Raw genomic sequence first — 18,886 nt, forward strand, 5'->3', positions numbered from 1 at the left:
GAGAAAAAGATGAGAAATGTAAAAGTTGCAGCCATTCAGATGCAATGTGCCAAAGATGTGGCAACAAATATTCAAACAGCAGAGCGATTAGTACGTCAGGCTGCAGGACAAGGCGCACAAATTATTCTCTTACCCGAGTTGTTTGAACGTCCGTACTTTTGCCAGGAACGCCAGTATGACTACTACCAGTATGCCCAGTCGGTGACAGACAATACAGCTATTCAGCATTTTAAAGTTCTTGCTAAAGAACTAGAAGTTGTTTTACCAATCAGTTTCTATGAAAAAGATGGCAATGTCTTGTATAACTCTATTGCCGTTATTGATGCAGATGGGGAAGTGCTGGGCGTTTACCGAAAGACCCACATACCAGATGACCATTATTATCAAGAAAAATTTTATTTCACACCTGGCAACACAGGTTTCAAGGTCTGGGATACTCGCTATGCCAAGATTGGCATCGGCATCTGTTGGGATCAATGGTTCCCTGAAACAGCGCGCTGTCTTGCGTTAAATGGTGCTGAATTGCTCTTTTATCCTACAGCCATCGGTTCAGAGCCGATTTTGGATACAGACAGTTGTGGTCACTGGAAACGTACTATGCAAGGCCACGCAGCAGCAAATATTGTCCCAGTTATTGCCGCCAATCGCTATGGCTTGGAAGAGATCACGCCTAGTGAGGAAAATGGTGGACAGAGTTCCAGTCTTGACTTCTACGGTTCATCCTTTATGACGGATGAAACAGGAGCTATTCTAGAGCAAGCTGAAAGACAAGGAGAAGCTGTTCTGTTAGCAACTTATGACCTTGATAAGGGAGCAAGCGAACGCCTAAACTGGGGCTTGTTTCGAGATAGAAGACCAGAAAAGTATCAACGTATTACGGACTAGTAGGAGAGAAATGAGAGATTCATTCTGCTAGATTAACTTCTTATTTTCAACTATAAGGATACTATGTTGTCTAGTAAGTGGATTTTATATTTTAACCCTCCAAGGCTTTCTCGCGCTTTTATGCGAGGAGCTTTTCTGTTTAAGCTTTATCAATAAAACATGCTATAATAGTTGCAGAAAGGTTGGTATTTATGGCTAGGATATTGGTTATTGAAGACAATAGTGACATTCAAGAAATTTTGCGAACTCTTCTCACTGAGGAGCATGAGGTAATTCAAGCCTTTTCTGGTACAGAAGGAATCATGCGTTTTGACCAAGGGGGGATTGACCTCGTTTTGCTAGATATCATGCTTCCTGGGAAAAATGGGGATCAGGTTTTAAAAACTATCAGGGAGCAAAGTCAAACTCCAGTCATTATGCTAACGGCTTTGAGCGATAAGAAGTTGATCAGTCAATACCTCTTAGAGGGTGCCAATGATTACATCGTCAAGCCTTTTGATTTGGACGAAGTCTTTGCCAGAGTTACTGTTCAATTACGCCAAAGCGCAGAAAAACAGCCTATGGAAATAGGAAAAACTGAAAATCTGCCACAAAACTTGAAAAATATCCAGTTTGATACAGAAAGTTTTGAAATCAAAAATAGTCAGGAAACGATTCGCCTTGCTAAGAAAGAATGCTTGATTCTCCAAACTCTCCTTAAACACCCTAAGAAAATTTTTACCAAGGAAGAACTTTATGAATTGGTCTGGGAGGAGAGCTATCTACCTGGAGATAATACTCTCAATACGCATTTGAGTAATCTGCGTAAAAAATTAAACCAGCTTGACCCAAATCAAGAATATATTGAAACCATCTGGGGAGTTGGGGTAAGATTAAAAGGAGACAAGCAATGACCTACATGATAATCTTTTTTCTACTGGTACTCCTAATTATTTTATCGATTGCATTAATTCGCTACCATCTAGCACTTAAAAACTTGAGTCAACAGATTGAAGACAAGATTCTTACGGGTAGTATGAAAAGAGTCGGAGTCAGCATTTTTTCCAAACATTTTTTACAGCTCTACCAGCAGATTGAAAATCTATTTCAGGAAGTAGAACAATCTCGGTTGGTTATGAAAAGGGAAAAGCAGACTCTGGATATGGCCATCAGCAATATCGCCCATGATATTCGGACGCCTCTGACTATCGCTTCAGGCTACACCCAACAATTGATAAAGTCTCCTGAAAACAAAACAGAAAACCTACAAAAAATCGCCCAGCATCTTGATTTAGTTTCCAAACGTTTGGAGGCTCTCCTTGAATATCGTCGTTTGATGGAAGGAGCTGTCAAACCAAAACTGGAAGAAGTGGATTTTTCGACTTTTATTACCAAAAAGACTCTGGCTTATTATGATGTTTTTCAAGCGGCAAATATCACACTTGATTTTAAGGTTGAAGCTGGTTTAACAACGAGGACTGATGAAGACTTGCTGGATCGTATTTTACAAAATTTACTTGGAAATGTCCTCAAACATGGCAAGGAAGAAGCGCGTCTATCTTTGAGAAAGGAAAAGGAACAGCTTGTCTTAGAGATTGCAAACCTTGTTAAACAGCCCATCAAAAAAATAGAAAATCTCAGCAACCGTTTTTATTCTGAAAATCTATCAGACACCGAAGAATCCTCTGGTTTAGGCCTTTATATCACTGAAGAATTATGTCATCTTCTCGGTGCAGAGATGAAACTAAGCACAGATGGACAATGGTTGTCGGTTTTTATTTACTTTTAACGAAAGAAACCTCCTCTGTAGGCTAGAGGAGGTCGTTTTTTATAGACTTTTCTTTTTAAAAACTGCCAGTCCACTTAGATTAAAGATTACAATAACAGCTAAGGTAACTATAAGTGTATAGAAAATGGATTCACTATTAGCAGTCATAGCATAGAAAAACTGCAATGATAAATATGGCAAAATTTTGATACTTGGGAAGATGAGCATTGGCATAGAAAGTAAGATAGAGCTGACCAAATAACCAATAAATACCGCAAGATAAGAATGACTAACATAGAGAATGAAGGAAACAATGGAAAGCCAAGCTAGAAGGCAAAGAAATTGAAGGAAAATGGTTACCAGTAAATTGCCAATAAAGCCATCAGGCATGGTTCCAAATCCATTTAAGATAGTTGCTGGAATAAAGGCAATCACAAGACAGATGATAAGTTGTAAGAATGCAATACAAGCCACTACAAAGGCTTTAGCAAGGAAAAACTCTGTACGAGAAACACCTACTGTCAAACTATTTTTATAGAGTTTTCCGATTAAATCAACACCTAAAACTAGACACATTAGAACAATACAGAGAAAAACGAGGTTTGAACCTTGACTAGACGCGTTAATCAGGGCTTGTACACCGTCCCAGCCATGGGTTGGAATTTCTGGTTCTTCTGTCTGGATTGCCATCAGATGACCCGTAGCTCCTATACTTGCACCCATTAGCATGAGAGTAAAGAGAATGAATTCTGTAATCCAGAATCCTTTGGAGCGGAAAAGACGGTAAAAGTCTGCTTGAATGGTATGTATCATGATTTTCCTCCTATTGGACCAATTGAGTGAAGTATTCTTCTAGGTTTTGACGGGCATAGTAAATCTCGTCAATGTCAACATCTGCCAAGGTTAATTCCTTGAGAATCTGTTTGACATCTTGTTCCTGACCAAAGATATGGATTTCATTTTCAGGATTAACAACCTTGAACTGGAGCTGGATTTGTTCTTTTAATACTTGACAAGCTTTCTCTTGATCAGCTGTCTTAAGGACAATATAATCCTCACTTAGTGTTTCAAATTCAGCTTTGCTGATTTCACGGATAATCTTGCCTTGATCTAAAATACCAAAACGATTAGCTACGAGGTAGAGTTCTGACAAGATATGGCTAGAGATGAGAATGGTGATCCCTTTTTCTTGATTGAGCCGTTGAATCATGAGTCGAAATTCTTTGATACCGATTGGGTCGAGACCGTTGATAGGTTCATCTAAGATCAGGAAGTCAGGTTTGGATAGAAGGGCAATGGCGATACCAAGTCTTTGTTTCATTCCAAGAGAGAAATCTCGAAAGACTTTTTTACCTGTATCTGACAAGCCTACATAGTCCAGCGTTTCTCGAATGACTTGATCAGCATTTGGAATATGACGAATCATACAGTAATATTTCAGATTTTGATAGGCTGTTAAGTGATTATGAGCTACAGGTGATTCGATCACCGAACCTACTCGAGATAGAGCCTTGGTCCACTCATTTTCCGTTTTGCTAGAGAAGAGGGAAACAGTCCCCTTATCCGCAAACAGTAGTTGCGTAATAATTTTTATTAAGGTAGTCTTCCCAGCTCCATTCTTCCCAATAAGTCCATAAATATCTCCCTCTCTTATCGTTAGATGAAGATCCTGAAGGATAGCTTGTTTGTCAAAGTTTTTGGACAATCCATGAATGTCGAGTACTGTTTTCATGATTCTCTCCTTTTGATTTATTTTGATAACTTTAGTATAAAGCATAGAAATCAAAGAAAGCTCAAGCATTTCTAAAGAGTTTCTAAAGTTTTAGGAATTCTTAAATATCAAAACCCAGTTGACACGAACTGGGTTTCTTAATTATAGAATATATTTCTTAATGGCACGCGCGACGCCGTCTTCTTCGTTGCTGGCTGTAACATCATCAGCAAGGGATTTGACATAATCGCTGGCATTTCCCATTGCAACACCAAGTCCTGCAAACTGGAGCATTTCGATATCGTTATTAGCATCGCCCATGGCCATGATTTCTGAGGAATCAATCTTCAAAATCTCTGCTAGTCGAGAAAGAGCGGTAGCCTTTGTTGTTCCAAGTGGCATGGCTTCATAAATGACAGGCTGTGAACGAACTCCACTAAATCGTTGGCAGAGCTCCCCAGCAAAACGATTCTCAAAATCGTCTGTTTGTTCTTTTGTTCCCAAAAACATACCTTGGAACATGCGGTACTTGCCACTAGTCGCTTCCTCGAGGGAAATTTCAGTCAGGTCTGAAAAGACTAGGTCGGCATCATTTTGGATGACTTGATTGGGCTTGCCACCGAGGACAAAATAATGTTCCTCATCAAAAAGGGTCAACTGGACATCGCTTTTTTCTGCTAGGTCATAGAGGTATTCGATATCAGCTGGACTAAGTTCTTGCCAGTCAACTAGTCCCCAGTCACTTGTCTGGTGAGTTGAACAACCGTTGTTAACAATGACATACTCATTCTGGAGATCAAGCCCCAGTTTTTGATAGTAGGGGAGAACACCGAAAAGGGGGCGACCCGTACAAAGTACCAGTTTGACACCTTTTTCAATAGCTTGGTGAATAGCAGTAATGTGAGCTTGTGGAATTTCCTTGGCTTCATTGAGGAGGGTTCCGTCCATATCCAAGGCTAGTAGTTTAATCATAGGTCTTCCTTCTTTATCTTTTGGTATTATTATAGCATACTTTAGAGGAAAGGAGGAGGAATCTTCGGGCTAATCATGGTATAATAAAAGGTAATGAAAAATTCTAACGAGGCTGAGATGAAATTACTTTATACAGATATTCGGACTTCTTTGACAGAAATTCTAACCAGGGAGGCTGAAGAGCTAGTTGCTGTGGGCAAGCGGGTCTTTTACATCGCCCCCAACTCTCTTTCTTTTGAAAAGGAACGCGCCGTGCTGGAATGCTTGTCCCAGCAGGCTTCTTTTGCGATTACCGTCACGCGCTTTGCGCAGATGGCTCGTTACCTGATTTTGAATGACCTACCTGTCAAGACCAGTCTAGATGATATTGGTCTTGGGATGGTCTTTTACAGATGTCTTGCCGAACTTGATCCTAAGGATTTACGTGTTTATGGAGCTATCAAGCAGGATCCTCAATTTATCCAGCAGTTGATTGATTTTTATCATGAGATGACCAAAGCTCAGATGAGTTTTTTGAACTTGGAGAGTTTGACGGATGAGGACAAGCGAGAAGACTTACTCTTGATTTTTGAGAAAGTAACGGCCTATCTTAACCAAGGGCAGTTAGCTCAGGGAAGTCAGTTGTCCCATTTGATTGAGGCTATTGAGAATAACAAAGTTAGTAGTGATTTTACTAAAATTGCCTTGGTTATTGATGGATTTACTCGTTTTTCTGGTGAGGAAGAGCGAATTGTGGACCTACTTCATAGCAAGGGTGTTGAGATTGTTATTGGGGCTTATGCTAGTAAGAAAGCTTATACCAGTCCCTTTAGCGAGGGCAATCTCTATCAAGCCAGCGTGGAGTTTCTCCATCATTTAGCTGCTAAATACCAAACGCCTGCTCAAGACCGTTCTAAAACTCATGAGAAGATAGATAGTTTTGACAAGGCCTCTCGTTTGTTGGAGTCTTCTTATGACTTTTCAGAACTCGCTTTGGATGTCGATGAGAAAGACCGTGAAAACTTACAAATCTGGTCTTGTTTGACGCAAAAAGAAGAGTTGGAGTTGGTAGCCCGTAGCATCCGTCAGAAATTACATGCCAATCCAGACCTGAGTTACAAGCATTTCCGTATTCTCTTAGGTGATGTGCCTTCTTATCAATTATCTCTAAAAACGATTTTTGACCAGTATCAGATTCCTTTCTATCTTGGTAGAAGCGAATCTATGGCTCATCATCCCTTAACACAGTTTGTCGAGTCTATTTTAGCTTTGAAACGCTATCGTTTCCGTCAGGAAGATTTGATTAATCTCCTCAGAACAGGTTTGTATACCGACCTTAGTCAAACTGATATTGATGCTTTTGAGCAATATCTCCGCTATCTTGGTATCAATGGCTTGCCAGGCTTTCAGAAAACCTTTACCAAATCCCACCATGGAAAATTTAATCTGGAACGTTTAAATGCTCTTCGTCTGCGTATTTTAACACCTCTTGAAACCCTCTTTGCCAGTCGAAAACAAAAGGCTGAAAACCTCTTGCAAAAGTGGAATAGCTTTCTAAAAGAAAGTTCAGTGACCAAGCAGCTCCAAGATTTGACAGCCACTATGGAAGCTGTAGAACAGGAAAGACAAGCTGAAGTTTGGAAGGCTTTCTGTCATGTTTTAGAACAATTTGCGACTGTTTTTGCTGGTTCGCAAGTTAGTTTAGAGGACTTCCTAGCCTTGCTCCATTCTGGAATGAGTTTGTCCCAATACCGTACCATTCCAGCAACAGTGAACACTGTTCTGGTGCAGAGTTACGATTTGATTGCCCCTCTGACAGCTGACTTTGTCTACGCCATTGGACTGACTCAGGACAATTTACCAAAAATTGCGCAAAATACTAGCCTTTTAATTGATGAAGAAAGACAAAGCTTAAACCAAGCAACAGAGGAAAGGGCACAATTACTGATTGCCAGCAGTGAAAATCTAAAGAAAAATCGCTATACTATGCTTTCCTTGGTTAATTCTGCTCGTAAGCAGTTGGTTTTGTCGGCTCCAAGCCTTTTTAACGAAAGTGAAAGCAAGGAGTCAGCCTATCTTCAAGAGCTGGTCCATTTTGGATTTTGCAGGAAAGAGAAGAGGATGAATCACAAAGGGCTATCTAAGGAAGATATGGGGTCCTATCACAGTCTTTTGTCTAGTCTGGTTGCCTATCACCAGCAGGGCGAGACGAGTGATACTGAGCAAGATTTGACATTTATTAAGGTTCTGGCGCGTGTCATGGGTAAAAAACTAGACCAGCAAGGTCTTGCAAATCCAGCCCTTCCAACCAGCCCTAGTAGCAAGCCCTTAGCCAAGGATACTTTACAATCTCTCTATCCTATTGATCAGGAGTTTTACCTGTCTACCTCTGGTTTGACGGAGTTTTATCGCAATGAATACAGTTATTTTCTTCGCTACGTTTTAGGCTTGCAGGAGGAATTGCGCCTGCGTCCTGATGCCCGCAGTCACGGAAATTTCTTGCACCGCATTTTTGAACGCGCTTTGCAGTTGCCTGACGAAGATTCTTTTGACAAACGTTTAGAACAAGCTATCCAAGAAACCAGTCAAGAACGCGAATTTGAAGCCATTTATCAAGAAAGTTTGGAAGCCCAGTTTACCAAGGAAGTTTTGCTTGATGTTGCACGGACAACTGGACATATTCTCCGCCATAATCCAGCCATCGAAACCATTAAAGAAGAGGCAAATTTCGGTGGGAAAGAGCAAGCCTTTATTCAATTGGATAATGGACGCAGTGTCTTTGTACGAGGTAAGGTGGACCGGATTGATCGTTTGAAAGCTGATGGGGCGATAGGAGTAGTAGACTACAAGTCTAGTCTGACTCAGTTCCAGTTTCCTCATTTCTTTAATGGCCTCAATTCCCAACTGCCAACCTATTTAGCTGCCCTAAAAAGAGAAGGAGAGCAGAACTTTTTTGGTGCTATGTACTTGGAAATGACTGAGCCTGTCCAATCTCTGATGGCCGTTAAAAGTCTGGCAGGTGCAGTAGTAGAAGCCAGCAAGTCTATGAAATACCAAGGCCTCTTCTTAGAAAAAGAAAGCAGTCATTTGGGCGAATTTTACAATAAAAACAAGGCTAATCAGCTGACAGATGAGGAATTCCAGCTCCTACTGGACTACAATGCCCATCTTTATAAAAAAGCAGCTAAGAAGATTTTAGCAGGCCAGTTCGCCATTAATCCTTATACTGAAAATGGTAGAAGCATTGCACCGTATGTTCAGCAACATCAGGCTATTACAGGCTTTGAAGCCAATTACCACTTAGGACAAGCTCGTTTCCTAGAAAAGTTGGACTTAGCTGATGGTAAGCGTCTGGTCGGAGAAAAACTCAAGCAAGCTTGGTTTGAAAAAATAAGAGAGGAGTTGAATCGATGAAGCCTATTCCCTTTTTAACTGAGGAAGAAATTCAAAAACTGCAAGAAGCAGAAGCAAATTCGAGCAAGGAACAAAAGAAAACTGCCGAACAAATCGAAGCCATCTACACTTCTGGTCAAAATATCCTGGTTTCAGCGTCTGCTGGTTCTGGGAAAACCTTCGTCATGGCAGAGCGCATTCTGGACCAATTGGCGCGTGGTGTGGAAATTTCTCAACTCTTCATCTCAACCTTTACCGTTAAGGCAGCCACTGAGCTTAAGGAACGGTTGGAGAAAAAAATCAGCCAACAAATTCAAGAAACGGATGATGTCGACCTCAAACAACACTTGGGTCGCCAGTTGGCAGACTTACCCAACGCGGCTATTGGTACCATGGACTCTTTTACACAAAAATTCCTTGGTAAACATGGTTATCTGATTGACATTGCGCCTAATTTCCGTATTTTACAAAACCAAAGCGAGCAACTCCTTCTAAAAAATGAAGTCTTCCATGAGGTCTTTGAATCCCATTATCAAGGTAAACAGAAAGAGAAGTTTAGTCATTTGCTGAAAAACTTTGCTGGGCGTGGCAAGGATGAACGGGGGCTGCGCCAGCAAGTCTATAAAATTTATGACTTCCTCCAATCCACCAGTAATCCTCTAAAGTGGCTGAGTGAATCTTTCCTCAAAGGCTTTGAAAAAGCTGATTTTAGCAGTGAAAAAGAAAAACTAACTGAACAAATCCAACAAGCCCTTTGGGATTTGGAAAGCTTTTTCCGTTATCATCTGGATAATGATGCCAAGGAGTTTCCCAAGGCTGCCTATTTAGAAAATGTTCAGTTGATTCTGGATGAAATTGGCTCCTTAAATCAAAAGTCCGATAGTCAGGCTTATCAGGCAGTGCTTGCGCGTGTTGTCTCCATCTCTAAGGAGAAAAACGGCCGAGCTCTGACTAATGCCAGTCGTAAGGCTGATTTGAAGCCACTGGCCGATGCCTACAACGAAGAGAGAAAGACCCAGTTTGCTAAACTAGGACAACTGTCAGACCAGATAACGATTCTCGACTATCAAGAACGTTATCATGGAGATACCTGGGAACTAGCTAAGACTTTCCAAATCTTCATGAGTGATTTTGTGGAAGCTTATCGTGAACGTAAGCATCAGGAAAACGCCTTTGAATTCGCTGATATCAGCCATTACACCATTGAGATTTTAGAGAAATTCCCGCAAGTCCGTGAAGCTTATCAGGAACGTTTCCATGAAGTCATGGTAGACGAGTATCAGGATACCAACCATATTCAAGAACGGATGCTGGAATTACTTTCTAATGGACACAATCGCTTTATGGTGGGAGATATCAAGCAATCTATCTATCGTTTCCGTCAGGCAGATCCGCAGATTTTCAATGAAAAGTTCCAACGCTATGCGCAAAATCCAGACGAAGGCAAGCTGATTTTGCTTAAAGAAAATTTCCGTAGTAGTTCAGAAGTGCTGTCAGCAACCAATGATGTCTTTAAACGCCTTATGGACCAAGAGGTCGGCGAAATCAACTATGATAATATGCACCAACTTGTTTTTGCCAATACCAAACTGACTCCCAATCCAGACAACAAGGCAGAATTTCTCATCTACGACAAGGACGATACAGGTGAGGAAGAAGAGAGCCAAGTAGAAACGAAATTAACAGGGGAAATGCGCTTAGTCATCAAGGAGATTCTGAAACTTCATCAAGAAAAAGGTGTTTCCTTTAAGGAAATTGCCCTTCTGACCTCCAGCCGCAGTCGTAATGACCAGATTCTCCTCGCCCTGTCTGAATACGGAATTCCTGTCAAAACTGATGGAGAGCAAAACAATTATCTCCAATCCCTAGAAGTGCAAGTCATGCTGGAAACCCTTCGTGTCATTCACAATCCCTTACAAGACTATGCCTTGCTTGCCCTTATGAAGTCTCCTATGTTTGGCTTTGATGAAGACGAGTTAGCACGTTTGTCTCTTCAGAAAGATGAGGACAAAGTCCAAGAAAATCTCTATGAGAAACTGGTCAATGCACAAAAAATGGTAACATGCCAAAAAGTCTTGATTCACTCAGCTCTAGCCGAGAAACTAAAGCAATTCATGGATATATTGGCTTCTTGGCGCTTGTATGCCAAAACCCACTCCCTCTATGACCTGATTTGGAAGATTTACAATGACCGTTTTTATTATGATTATGTGGGAGCTTTGCCAAATGGTCCTGCTAGACAGGCCAATCTCTATGCCCTAGCACTGCGTGCTGATCAATTTGAAAAGAGCAATTTCAAGGGCTTGTCGCGTTTTATTCGTATGATTGACCAAGTTTTAGAAGCCCAGCACGATCTTGCAAGCGTGGTTGTCGCACCACCTAAGGACGCAGTAGAGCTCATGACCATCCACAAGAGTAAAGGCCTGGAGTTTCCTTACGTCTTCATCCTTAACATGGATCAAGATTTCAACAAGCAAGACTCTATGTCAGAAGTAATTCTCAGTCGTCAGAATGGTCTTGGTGTCAAGTACATTGCCAAGATGGAGACAGGAGCAGTGGAAGATCACTATCCTAAAACCATTAAACTCTCTATTCCTAGCTTGACCTATAGTCAGAATGAGGAAGAACTGCAGCTGGCAAGCTATTCTGAGCAAATGCGTCTACTGTATGTTGCTATGACGCGGGCTGAGAAAAAGCTCTATCTTGTCGGTAAGGGTTCTCGTGAAAAGCTGGAAGCCAAGGAATATCCAGCAGCTAAAAATGGAAAACTAAATAGCAACACTAGACTTCAAGCCAAGAATTTCCAAGATTGGATGTGGGCTATCAGTAAAGTATTTGCCAAGGATCATCTCAACTTTAGTTATCGTTTTGTTGGAGAAGATCAGTTGACCAGAGAAGCTATCGGAGAGTTGGAAAACAAGAGCCCTCTCCAAGATAGCTCTCAAGCAGATAACCGTCAGTCAGAAACCATCAAAGAAGCCCTTGAAATGCTGAAAGAGGTGGAAGTTTATAATACTCTTCACCGCGCAGCCATTGAACTTCCTAGTGTTCAAACCCCAAGTCAAATCAAGAAATTCTACGAACCAGTTATGGATATGGAAGGTGTCGAGATTGCAGGTCAAGGCCAGTCAGTAGACAAGAAAATCAGCTTTGATTTGCCAGATTTTTCAACCAAAGAAAAGGTAACAGGAGCTGAGATTGGTAGTGCTACCCACGAACTCATGCAGAGAATTGACCTCAGCCAGCGACCAACGCTTGCTAGCCTGACAGAAACTCTCAAACAAGTTCAAACCAACCCAGCTGTCAGAGACAAGATTAATCTTGCGAAAATTCTTGCATTCTTTGACACAGAACTCGGTCAGGAAATTCTTGCCAATACCAACCATCTTTATCGCGAGCAACCTTTCTCCATGCTCAAACGAGATCAAAAGAGTCAGGAAGACTTTGTTGTCCGTGGTATCCTTGATGGCTATCTACTTTACGAAGACAAAATTGTTCTGTTCGACTATAAGACAGACCGCTATGATGAACCAAGTCAACTCATAGACCGCTATCGTGGTCAGTTAGCCCTATACGGAGAGGCTTTATCTCGAGCCTATTCGATTGAAAATATTGAGAAATACTTGATTTTACTCGGTAAAGACGAGGTTCAAGTTGTAAAAGTATAATCTAGAAAGGAGACCTCATGACACTTCCAGTTAGAAAATCCCTGCATGATGCGGTGTTACAGGCTTCAAAAGCTGATACTTGGGAACAAGCTACCAAGGAATGGAATGAAGTTTCCTTGATTTTTAACGGTATCGGCCGTAGCAATTGTGTCTGTGGAAATGCTATCAAATACGCCTACGAACTCTTTAACGGTATCACAGGCCAACGCCTCTTTCCCATCGGTAGCGACTGCGTCAGACACTTTCATCGATTGACCCTTGACCAGCAACTGGAAGAGGAAGAAAAACTGCTCAGAAAGGTTGAAAATCTAACCAGAAAAGCCCAGAAAAAGGAAAAAATCAAAGTCAATAAGAGTGAATTTGACGAGCGTCTTCTAAAATGGCTCTGGGAAAAAGGTGTTTTTAAACCCAATCGTGGCAATCAGTTCTCACCTGAGAAAGACTACCAGCTCTTCCTAGAAGTCTTTCAAGGAGGAAGTTGGATCAAGGCAGAGCCCAAGAAGAAGGCTCGGATGGAAGAAGTCCTTGAAAAGTGTATCAAACCCTTTTTACTTGGCAAATCAGATGACCAACTCTACCTTGTCAAGCTAGGAAAGGAAAAAATTGACTACGAACAGGAACTCCGTATCCAGGCAGAGAAAGAGCGCAAGAAAAGAGATAGAATCGCCAAACAATATGCAGACAATCTAGTTCTAGCTATGGGACCAGCAGAGCGTGCATACCAAGATTACTTTGGCTTTACAGAGACCCTGACTCAAGAAGAACGCAAGTGGGAGAAAATACTTTTTGGTAAAAATCGAACAGAACGGGCTATCAAGGCCAAACAATACCAAAAAGAGTTGGAAAAAGACCAACGAATTGCTAGTCAAGATCCAATTGAAAGAAAGCAGAAGCAGACCTGGCTCCTCAATTCCTATTTTCGTGAGTTTCCTGAAGAAAAAGCTCGATTTTCTAGGCTTTTATTAGAATATCGAAAAAGTGGAGAAGTGCCATTTTCAACTGAATATCTGTCAGACCATCTGCTCGACTTTTTCTATAAAATGAAAGCCTTTGAGTTTGAAATCGCACCAGAACAAGTTCGAGATTTTCTAAAAGAAAGCCTTCAAACAGAGCATCTCTCCTCAGCACAAGAAAGCTGGATAGAAGGAATTTTGACAAATTGTATAGTCCCATTTTTATCTCGAATACTCATCTAAAACTAAATATATAAGTCTTAGAATTTTATATAAAGTTAATATATAAATTAAGTGAATTTGAAATCAGCCTTCCTTTATAAAGTAGCTATTACAAATAAAAGCTTGTGCAAAAAAGAATAATTTATGATAGAATAGAGGATAAGAAAGAAAACGTTTTTACAGTTTTTTCAATCCGAAGGAGATATATTATGGCCACTATTCAATGGTTTCCTGGTCACATGTCTAAAGCGCGTCGACAGGTGCAGGAAAATTTAAAATTTGTTGATTTTGTGACGATTTTGGTGGATGCACGCTTACCTCTATCTAGTCAAAATCCTATGTTGACCAAGATTGTTGGTGACAAACCAAAACTCTTGATTTTAAACAAGGCGGACTTGGCTGATCCAGCAATGACCAAGGAATGGCGTCAGTATTTTGAATCACAAGGAATTCAGACGCTGGCTATCAACTCTAAAGAGCAAGTGACTGTTAAAGTCGTAACAGATGCTGCCAAAAAGCTCATGGCTGATAAGATTGCTCGTCAGAAAGAACGTGGTATCAAAATTGAAACCTTGCGTACCATGATTATTGGGATTCCAAACGCTGGTAAATCAACTCTCATGAACCGTTTGGCTGGTAAGAAGATTGCCGTTGTCGGCAACAAACCAGGTGTTACCAAGGGGCAACAATGGCTTAAAACCAACAAAGACTTGGAAATCTTAGATACGCCAGGGATTCTTTGGCCTAAATTTGAGGATGAAACTGTTGCACTGAAACTGGCCTTGACTGGAGCTATCAAAGACCAGTTGCTTCCTATGGATGAGGTGACCATTTTTGGTATCAATTATTTCAAAGAACATTATCCAGAAAAGCTGGCTGAACGCTTCAAACAAATGAAAATTGAAGAAGAAGCGCCTGTTATTATTATGGATATGACCCGTGCTCTCGGTTTCCGTGATGACTATGATCGTTTTTACAGTCTCTTCGTGAAGGAAGTCCGCGATGGCAAACTCGGTAACTATACCTTAGATACATTGGATGACCTCGATGGCGACGATTAAAGAAATCAAAGAACTCCTTGCAACAGTCAAGAATTTAGAAAGTCCCGTTTTTTTAGAACTCGAAAAGGATAGTCGCTCTGGAGTTCAAAAAGAAATCAGCAAACGTAAAAAAGCCATTCAAGCTGAATTAGATGAGGATCTTCGTTTGGAAATCATGCTTTCCTACGAAAAAGAACTGTATAAGCAAGGTTTGACCTTAATTGCTGGTGTTGATGAGGTTGGCCGTGGTCCTCTGGCTGGTCCTGTAGTCGCTGCAGCCGTTATTTTACCTAAAAATTGTAAGATTAAAGGCCTCAACGATAGCAAGAAAATTCCTAAAAAGAAACATCTGGAAATTTATCAAGCCGTTCAAAATCAAGCCTTGTCAATCGGGATTGGTGTCATGGATAATCAGGTCATCGACCAAGTCAATATCTATGAAGCAACCAAACTGGCCATGAAGGAAGCAATCTCCCAGCTCAGTCCGCAACCTGAGCATCTCTTGATCGATGCCATGAAACTAGAATTGCCCATTTCACAAACATCTATCATCAAAGGAGATGCCAATTCCCTCTCGATTGCAGCAGCATCTATAGTAGCTAAGGTGACACGTGATGAATTGATGAAGGAATACGACCAGCAGTTCCCTGGCTATGATTTCGCTGCTAATGCCGGTTATGGCACAGCTAAACACCTGGAAGGACTTGAAACACTAGGAGTTACCCCAATTCACCGGACCAGCTTTGAACCCGTTAAATCACTGGTTTCAGGAGAAAAAGAAAGTTAAGTTAGAAGGAATGATTATGGAGGAACAGTCAGAAACACTCAGTTCCAAGAAAGAATTTGCCTTTGCCTCAAGCACTATATTATCCCAAGTTGGACGAGGAATCATTGTTGGTCTCGTCGTCGGACTCATCGTCGGATCCTTTCGGTTTTCAATCGAAAAAGGCTTCCACCTGATACAAGGACTTTATCAAGATCAAGCGCACCTAGTGCGCAATCTTTTTATCGTTGGTCTATTTTATTTAATAGTTTGTTGGCTCAGTGTGAAATTAACTCGGTCAGAAAAAGATATCAAGGGTTCAGGAATTCCTCAAGTCGAAGCCGAACTGAAAGGGCTCATGACCCTAAACTGGTGGGGCGTACTTTGGAAAAAATATATTCTAGGAATTCTTGCTATTGCAAGTGGCCTTATGCTGGGGCGTGAAGGGCCAAGTATTCAACTTGGGGCGGTCGGTGGTAAAGGTATTGCTAAGTGGCTTAAATCCAGTCCAGTAGAGGAACGATCCTTGATTGCGAGTGGAGCTGCAGCAGGATTAGCCGCAGCCTTTAATGCACCAATAGCAGGCCTCCTCTTTGTCGTAGAAGAAGTTTATCACCATTTTTCACGCTTTTTCTGGGTCTCAACTCTAGCAGCCAGTCTCGTAGCAAACTTTGTTTCTCTGCTCATATTTGGCCTAACACCCGTACTGGATATGCCAGATAATATCCCACTCATGACCCTAGATCAGTATTGGATTTACCTCCTCATGGGAATTTTTCTAGGACTTTCTGGTTTTCTTTATGAAAAAGCTGTACTCAATGTTGGTAGAGTTTATGACTGGATTGGGCAAAAAATCCGTTTGGATAGAGCTTATTACCCAATTTTCGCCTTTATTCTCATCATACCAGTTGGGATCTTCTTACCGCAAATCCTTGGTGGTGGAAATCAGCTGGTTCTTTCCTTAACTGAGCAAAATTTTAGTTTCCAAGTTCTATTAGCTTACTTTTTGATCCGCTTTGTTTGGAGCATGATTAGCTATGGAAGTGGTCTTCCAGGAGGAATTTTCCTACCAATTTTGGCGCTTGGTTCCTTACTTGGTGCCCTAGTTGGTGTCATTTGTGTGAATATTGGACTTGTCAGTCAGGAACAATTTCCTATATTTGTCATTCTGGGAATGAGTGGATACTTTGGAGCAATATCCAAGGCTCCCTTAACTGCTATGATACTCGTAACTGAGATGGTAGGAGATATTCGCAACCTCATGCCACTTGGTTTAGTAACCTTAGTTGCCTATATCATCATGGATTTACTTAAAGGTGCGCCAGTCTATGAGGCCATGTTGGAAAAAATGCTGCCAGAAGAAGCGACAGATGAAGGAGAAGTCACTCTCATTGAAATCCCTGTATCTGACAAAATCGCTGGAAAACAAGTACACGAACTCAACCTGCCACACAACGTCCTCATCACCACCCAAGTTCATAACGGTAAGAGTCAAACAGTTAACGGCTCAACCAGAATGTATCTCGGTGATATGATTCATCTCGTAATTCCAAAAAGTGAAATTGGAAAAATCAAAGATTTGTTGTTGTAACATTTATTTACATAATTTAAATTACGCAAATAAAATCATTAAGAAAATTCCAAGGAGGACCTCTACATCATAATGAAAATACTTGATGTTCTACATAAGTTTTATGGTGATTTTGAATTCATTGAAGAAAAGTGTAATGAAAAATACGAAGGCATCCTCATCAATATAAAGGAAGATGAAGATAAAGAATATAAAAGATGTCGCTTAGCAAAAAGAACACCGAAAAAAGAAGGATATTTTACAGCATTTTGGAAAAAAGACCAAAATAACAAGAACATTCCTTATACCAATGAAGATTTAGGAGATGAACTCGTTATTGTTGTTATCGATAATGATAAGAGCGGACTTTTTATTATTTCAAATGAAGAGGCAATCCGTAGAAAAATTCTATCAACAAAAGACAACAATGGAAAAATGTCTATGAGATTTTATCCACCTTGGTGCACAAATTTAAATACAACGGCTCTAGCAACACAAAATTGGCAATTGAAATTTTTTAGAGAAATTGAATTATAAGAATAATTTTTTCTAATTTTAATAGGAAAACGTTAAAAATTTTTTAATGGATTCATATATACAAATATACAAAAAAGACTTGGTTTTTATTTAACATAAAATCAGGTCTTTTTTAGTCTAATGACCTATTTCTAGTAGTATTTATAAAATATGAAATTGACTATTTTCTTAATGAAAAAAATTTCCAGTTATATAAAGATCAGATAAATTAAAAGTTTATAAAAAACACTTTAAAAAACTCCCACAACATCTTTCCGAAAAACTATAATTTTCTTGAAAAATATGCAAGTCTATGCTATACTACTTGTAGACTTAATTATGGAGAAAATACATGAAACGCGAGATTTTACTGGAACGAATCGACAAGCTAAAACAAATCATGCCCTGGTATGTTCTGGAATACTACCAATCTAAGCTTGCTGTACCTTACAGTTTTACAACCTTATATGAATACCTCAAGGAATACGATCGATTTTTCAGCTGGGTTTTGGAGTCTGGTATCTCAAACACTGATAAAATGTCTGATATCCCTTTATCTGTCTTGGAAAATATGTCAAAAAAAGACATGGAATCCTTTATCCTTTATCTACGTGAACGTCCTTTGCTGAACGCCAATACAAGCAAACAAGGTGTTTCTCAGACAACCATCAATCGGACCTTGTCAGCCCTTTCTAGTCTTTACAAGTATCTGACCGAGGAAGTCGAAAATAACCAGGGAGAACCTTATTTCTATCGTAATGTAATGAAGAAAGTTTCGACCAAGAAAAAGAAAGAAACACTTGCTGCTAGAGCTGAAAACATCAAGCAAAAACTCTTTCTAGGTGATGAAACAGAAGGTTTTCTGACTTATATCGACCAAGAGTACCCACAACAGCTCTCAAATCGCGCTCTCTCATCATTTAATAAGAATAAAGAACGTGATTTAGCCATTATTGCCCTTCTCTTAGCGTCTGGTGTCCGCTTATCTGAAGCTGTTAATCTGGATCTAAGAGACCTTAATCTCAAAATGATGGTTATTGATGTCACTCGAAAAGGTGATAAACGTGACTCGGTCAATGTCGCTGCATTTGCAAAGCCCTATCTAGAGAATTATCTAGCTATTCGAAATCAACGCTATAAGACGGAAAAAACAGATACAGCCCTCTTTTTGACACTCTATAGAGGTATTCCCAATCGTATCGATGCTTCCAGCGTGGAAAAGATGGTTGCTAAATACTCTGAGGACTTCAAAGTTCGTGTAACTCCACATAAACTGCGCCATACCCTAGCAACCAGGCTCTATGATGCCACTAAATCACAAGTTTTGGTCAGTCACCAGCTAGGACATGCCAGCACACAAGTCACTGACCTCTATACCCATATCGTCAACGATGAACAAAAGAATGCTCTGGATAGTTTGTAAACTACATAAAATAAATTATGTAAAACAAAACTCAAAAAAGAAGC

The 18,886-nt window shown here is 40.4% G+C and carries 14 protein-coding genes; 11 read left to right on the plus strand and 3 right to left on the minus strand.

Annotation, left to right across the window (positions count from 1 at the left end; translation table 11 throughout):
- Positions 1 to 9 precede the first annotated feature (9 nt).
- From aguB to PAN07_RS00210, 3 genes are all read left to right on the plus strand, one after another.
- A complete protein-coding gene (gene aguB / locus PAN07_RS00200) occupies positions 10 to 885 on the plus strand; it encodes an N-carbamoylputrescine amidase (RefSeq protein ID WP_084863459.1) in 876 nt (291 codons plus the stop codon).
- A gap of 191 nt (positions 886 to 1,076) precedes the next feature.
- Positions 1,077 to 1,778, plus strand: coding sequence for a response regulator transcription factor (locus tag PAN07_RS00205; RefSeq protein ID WP_084863457.1), 702 nt, complete (start codon positions 1,077 to 1,079; stop codon positions 1,776 to 1,778).
- The gene (locus PAN07_RS00210) at positions 1,775 to 2,653 is read left to right on the plus strand and encodes a HAMP domain-containing sensor histidine kinase (protein ID WP_269796688.1); all 879 of its coding nucleotides are present in this window, start codon (positions 1,775 to 1,777) and stop codon (positions 2,651 to 2,653) included. The genes PAN07_RS00205 and PAN07_RS00210 overlap by 4 nt, the downstream gene beginning before the upstream one ends.
- Positions 2,654 to 2,692: 39 nt before the next feature.
- On the opposite strand, the gene PAN07_RS00215 is transcribed toward PAN07_RS00210, so the two are convergent.
- The 3 genes from PAN07_RS00215 to PAN07_RS00225 form a co-directional block, all read right to left on the minus strand.
- Positions 2,693 to 3,445: an ABC transporter permease gene (locus tag PAN07_RS00215; protein WP_000581960.1), complete on the minus strand. Its 753-nt coding sequence runs from the start codon at positions 3,443 to 3,445 to the stop codon at positions 2,693 to 2,695.
- Positions 3,446 to 3,455: 10 nt separating this feature from the next.
- Positions 3,456 to 4,364: an ATP-binding cassette domain-containing protein gene (locus PAN07_RS00220; RefSeq protein ID WP_000859644.1), complete on the minus strand. Its 909-nt coding sequence runs from the start codon at positions 4,362 to 4,364 to the stop codon at positions 3,456 to 3,458.
- 141 nt (positions 4,365 to 4,505) lie between these two features.
- Positions 4,506 to 5,315, minus strand: a complete 810-nt coding sequence (locus tag PAN07_RS00225; RefSeq protein ID WP_269796689.1) for a Cof-type HAD-IIB family hydrolase — start codon at positions 5,313 to 5,315, stop codon at positions 4,506 to 4,508.
- A 117-nt stretch (positions 5,316 to 5,432) separates the two neighbouring features.
- On the opposite strand from PAN07_RS00225, the gene rexB reads away from it, so the two are divergent.
- From rexB to xerS, 8 genes are all read left to right on the plus strand, one after another.
- Positions 5,433 to 8,708 carry an ATP-dependent nuclease subunit B gene (rexB, locus tag PAN07_RS00230; protein ID WP_269796690.1) on the plus strand — a complete coding sequence of 1,092 codons (3,276 nt, stop codon included), beginning with the start codon at positions 5,433 to 5,435 and terminating at the stop codon, positions 8,706 to 8,708.
- Positions 8,705 to 12,355: a helicase-exonuclease AddAB subunit AddA gene (addA, locus tag PAN07_RS00235; protein ID WP_269796691.1), complete on the plus strand. Its 3,651-nt coding sequence runs from the start codon at positions 8,705 to 8,707 to the stop codon at positions 12,353 to 12,355. The genes rexB and addA overlap by 4 nt, the downstream gene beginning before the upstream one ends.
- A gap of 17 nt (positions 12,356 to 12,372) precedes the next feature.
- Positions 12,373 to 13,551, plus strand: coding sequence for a hypothetical protein (locus PAN07_RS00240; RefSeq protein ID WP_084863447.1), 1,179 nt, complete (start codon positions 12,373 to 12,375; stop codon positions 13,549 to 13,551).
- A 188-nt stretch (positions 13,552 to 13,739) separates the two neighbouring features.
- On the plus strand, positions 13,740 to 14,591 hold the full coding sequence (gene ylqF, locus PAN07_RS00245; protein ID WP_033683581.1) for a ribosome biogenesis GTPase YlqF: 852 nt from the start codon (positions 13,740 to 13,742) through the stop codon (positions 14,589 to 14,591).
- Entirely contained in the window at positions 14,578 to 15,357 is a 780-nt protein-coding gene (locus PAN07_RS00250) for a ribonuclease HII (protein ID WP_084863445.1), read from the plus strand. Before ylqF ends, PAN07_RS00250 begins: the two co-directional genes overlap by 14 nt.
- 16 nt (positions 15,358 to 15,373) lie before the next feature.
- Positions 15,374 to 16,924, plus strand: coding sequence for a ClC family H(+)/Cl(-) exchange transporter (locus tag PAN07_RS00255; RefSeq protein WP_084863539.1), 1,551 nt, complete (start codon positions 15,374 to 15,376; stop codon positions 16,922 to 16,924).
- A gap of 72 nt (positions 16,925 to 16,996) precedes the next feature.
- Positions 16,997 to 17,440: a MepB family protein gene (locus PAN07_RS00260; RefSeq protein WP_084863443.1), complete on the plus strand. Its 444-nt coding sequence runs from the start codon at positions 16,997 to 16,999 to the stop codon at positions 17,438 to 17,440.
- A 331-nt stretch (positions 17,441 to 17,771) separates the two neighbouring features.
- Positions 17,772 to 18,842, plus strand: a complete 1,071-nt coding sequence (gene xerS, locus PAN07_RS00265) for a tyrosine recombinase XerS (protein ID WP_084863441.1) — start codon at positions 17,772 to 17,774, stop codon at positions 18,840 to 18,842.
- Positions 18,843 to 18,886 lie beyond the last annotated feature (44 nt).

Source organism: Streptococcus sp. SM5, from assembly GCF_027497975.1.

Coding starts and splice junctions, on each gene's coding strand:
- aguB (WP_084863459.1), top strand. CDS start 10: ATGAGAAATGTAAAAGTTGCAGCCATTCAGATGCAATGTGCCAAAGAT.
- PAN07_RS00205 (WP_084863457.1), top strand. CDS start 1,077: ATGGCTAGGATATTGGTTATTGAAGACAATAGTGACATTCAAGAAATT.
- PAN07_RS00210 (WP_269796688.1), top strand. CDS start 1,775: ATGACCTACATGATAATCTTTTTTCTACTGGTACTCCTAATTATTTTA.
- PAN07_RS00215 (WP_000581960.1), bottom strand. CDS start 3,445: ATGATACATACCATTCAAGCAGACTTTTACCGTCTTTTCCGCTCCAAA.
- PAN07_RS00220 (WP_000859644.1), bottom strand. CDS start 4,364: ATGAAAACAGTACTCGACATTCATGGATTGTCCAAAAACTTTGACAAA.
- PAN07_RS00225 (WP_269796689.1), bottom strand. CDS start 5,315: ATGATTAAACTACTAGCCTTGGATATGGACGGAACCCTCCTCAATGAA.
- rexB (WP_269796690.1), top strand. CDS start 5,433: ATGAAATTACTTTATACAGATATTCGGACTTCTTTGACAGAAATTCTA.
- addA (WP_269796691.1), top strand. CDS start 8,705: ATGAAGCCTATTCCCTTTTTAACTGAGGAAGAAATTCAAAAACTGCAA.
- PAN07_RS00240 (WP_084863447.1), top strand. CDS start 12,373: ATGACACTTCCAGTTAGAAAATCCCTGCATGATGCGGTGTTACAGGCT.
- ylqF (WP_033683581.1), top strand. CDS start 13,740: ATGGCCACTATTCAATGGTTTCCTGGTCACATGTCTAAAGCGCGTCGA.
- PAN07_RS00250 (WP_084863445.1), top strand. CDS start 14,578: ATGGCGACGATTAAAGAAATCAAAGAACTCCTTGCAACAGTCAAGAAT.
- PAN07_RS00255 (WP_084863539.1), top strand. CDS start 15,374: ATGGAGGAACAGTCAGAAACACTCAGTTCCAAGAAAGAATTTGCCTTT.
- PAN07_RS00260 (WP_084863443.1), top strand. CDS start 16,997: ATGAAAATACTTGATGTTCTACATAAGTTTTATGGTGATTTTGAATTC.
- xerS (WP_084863441.1), top strand. CDS start 17,772: ATGAAACGCGAGATTTTACTGGAACGAATCGACAAGCTAAAACAAATC.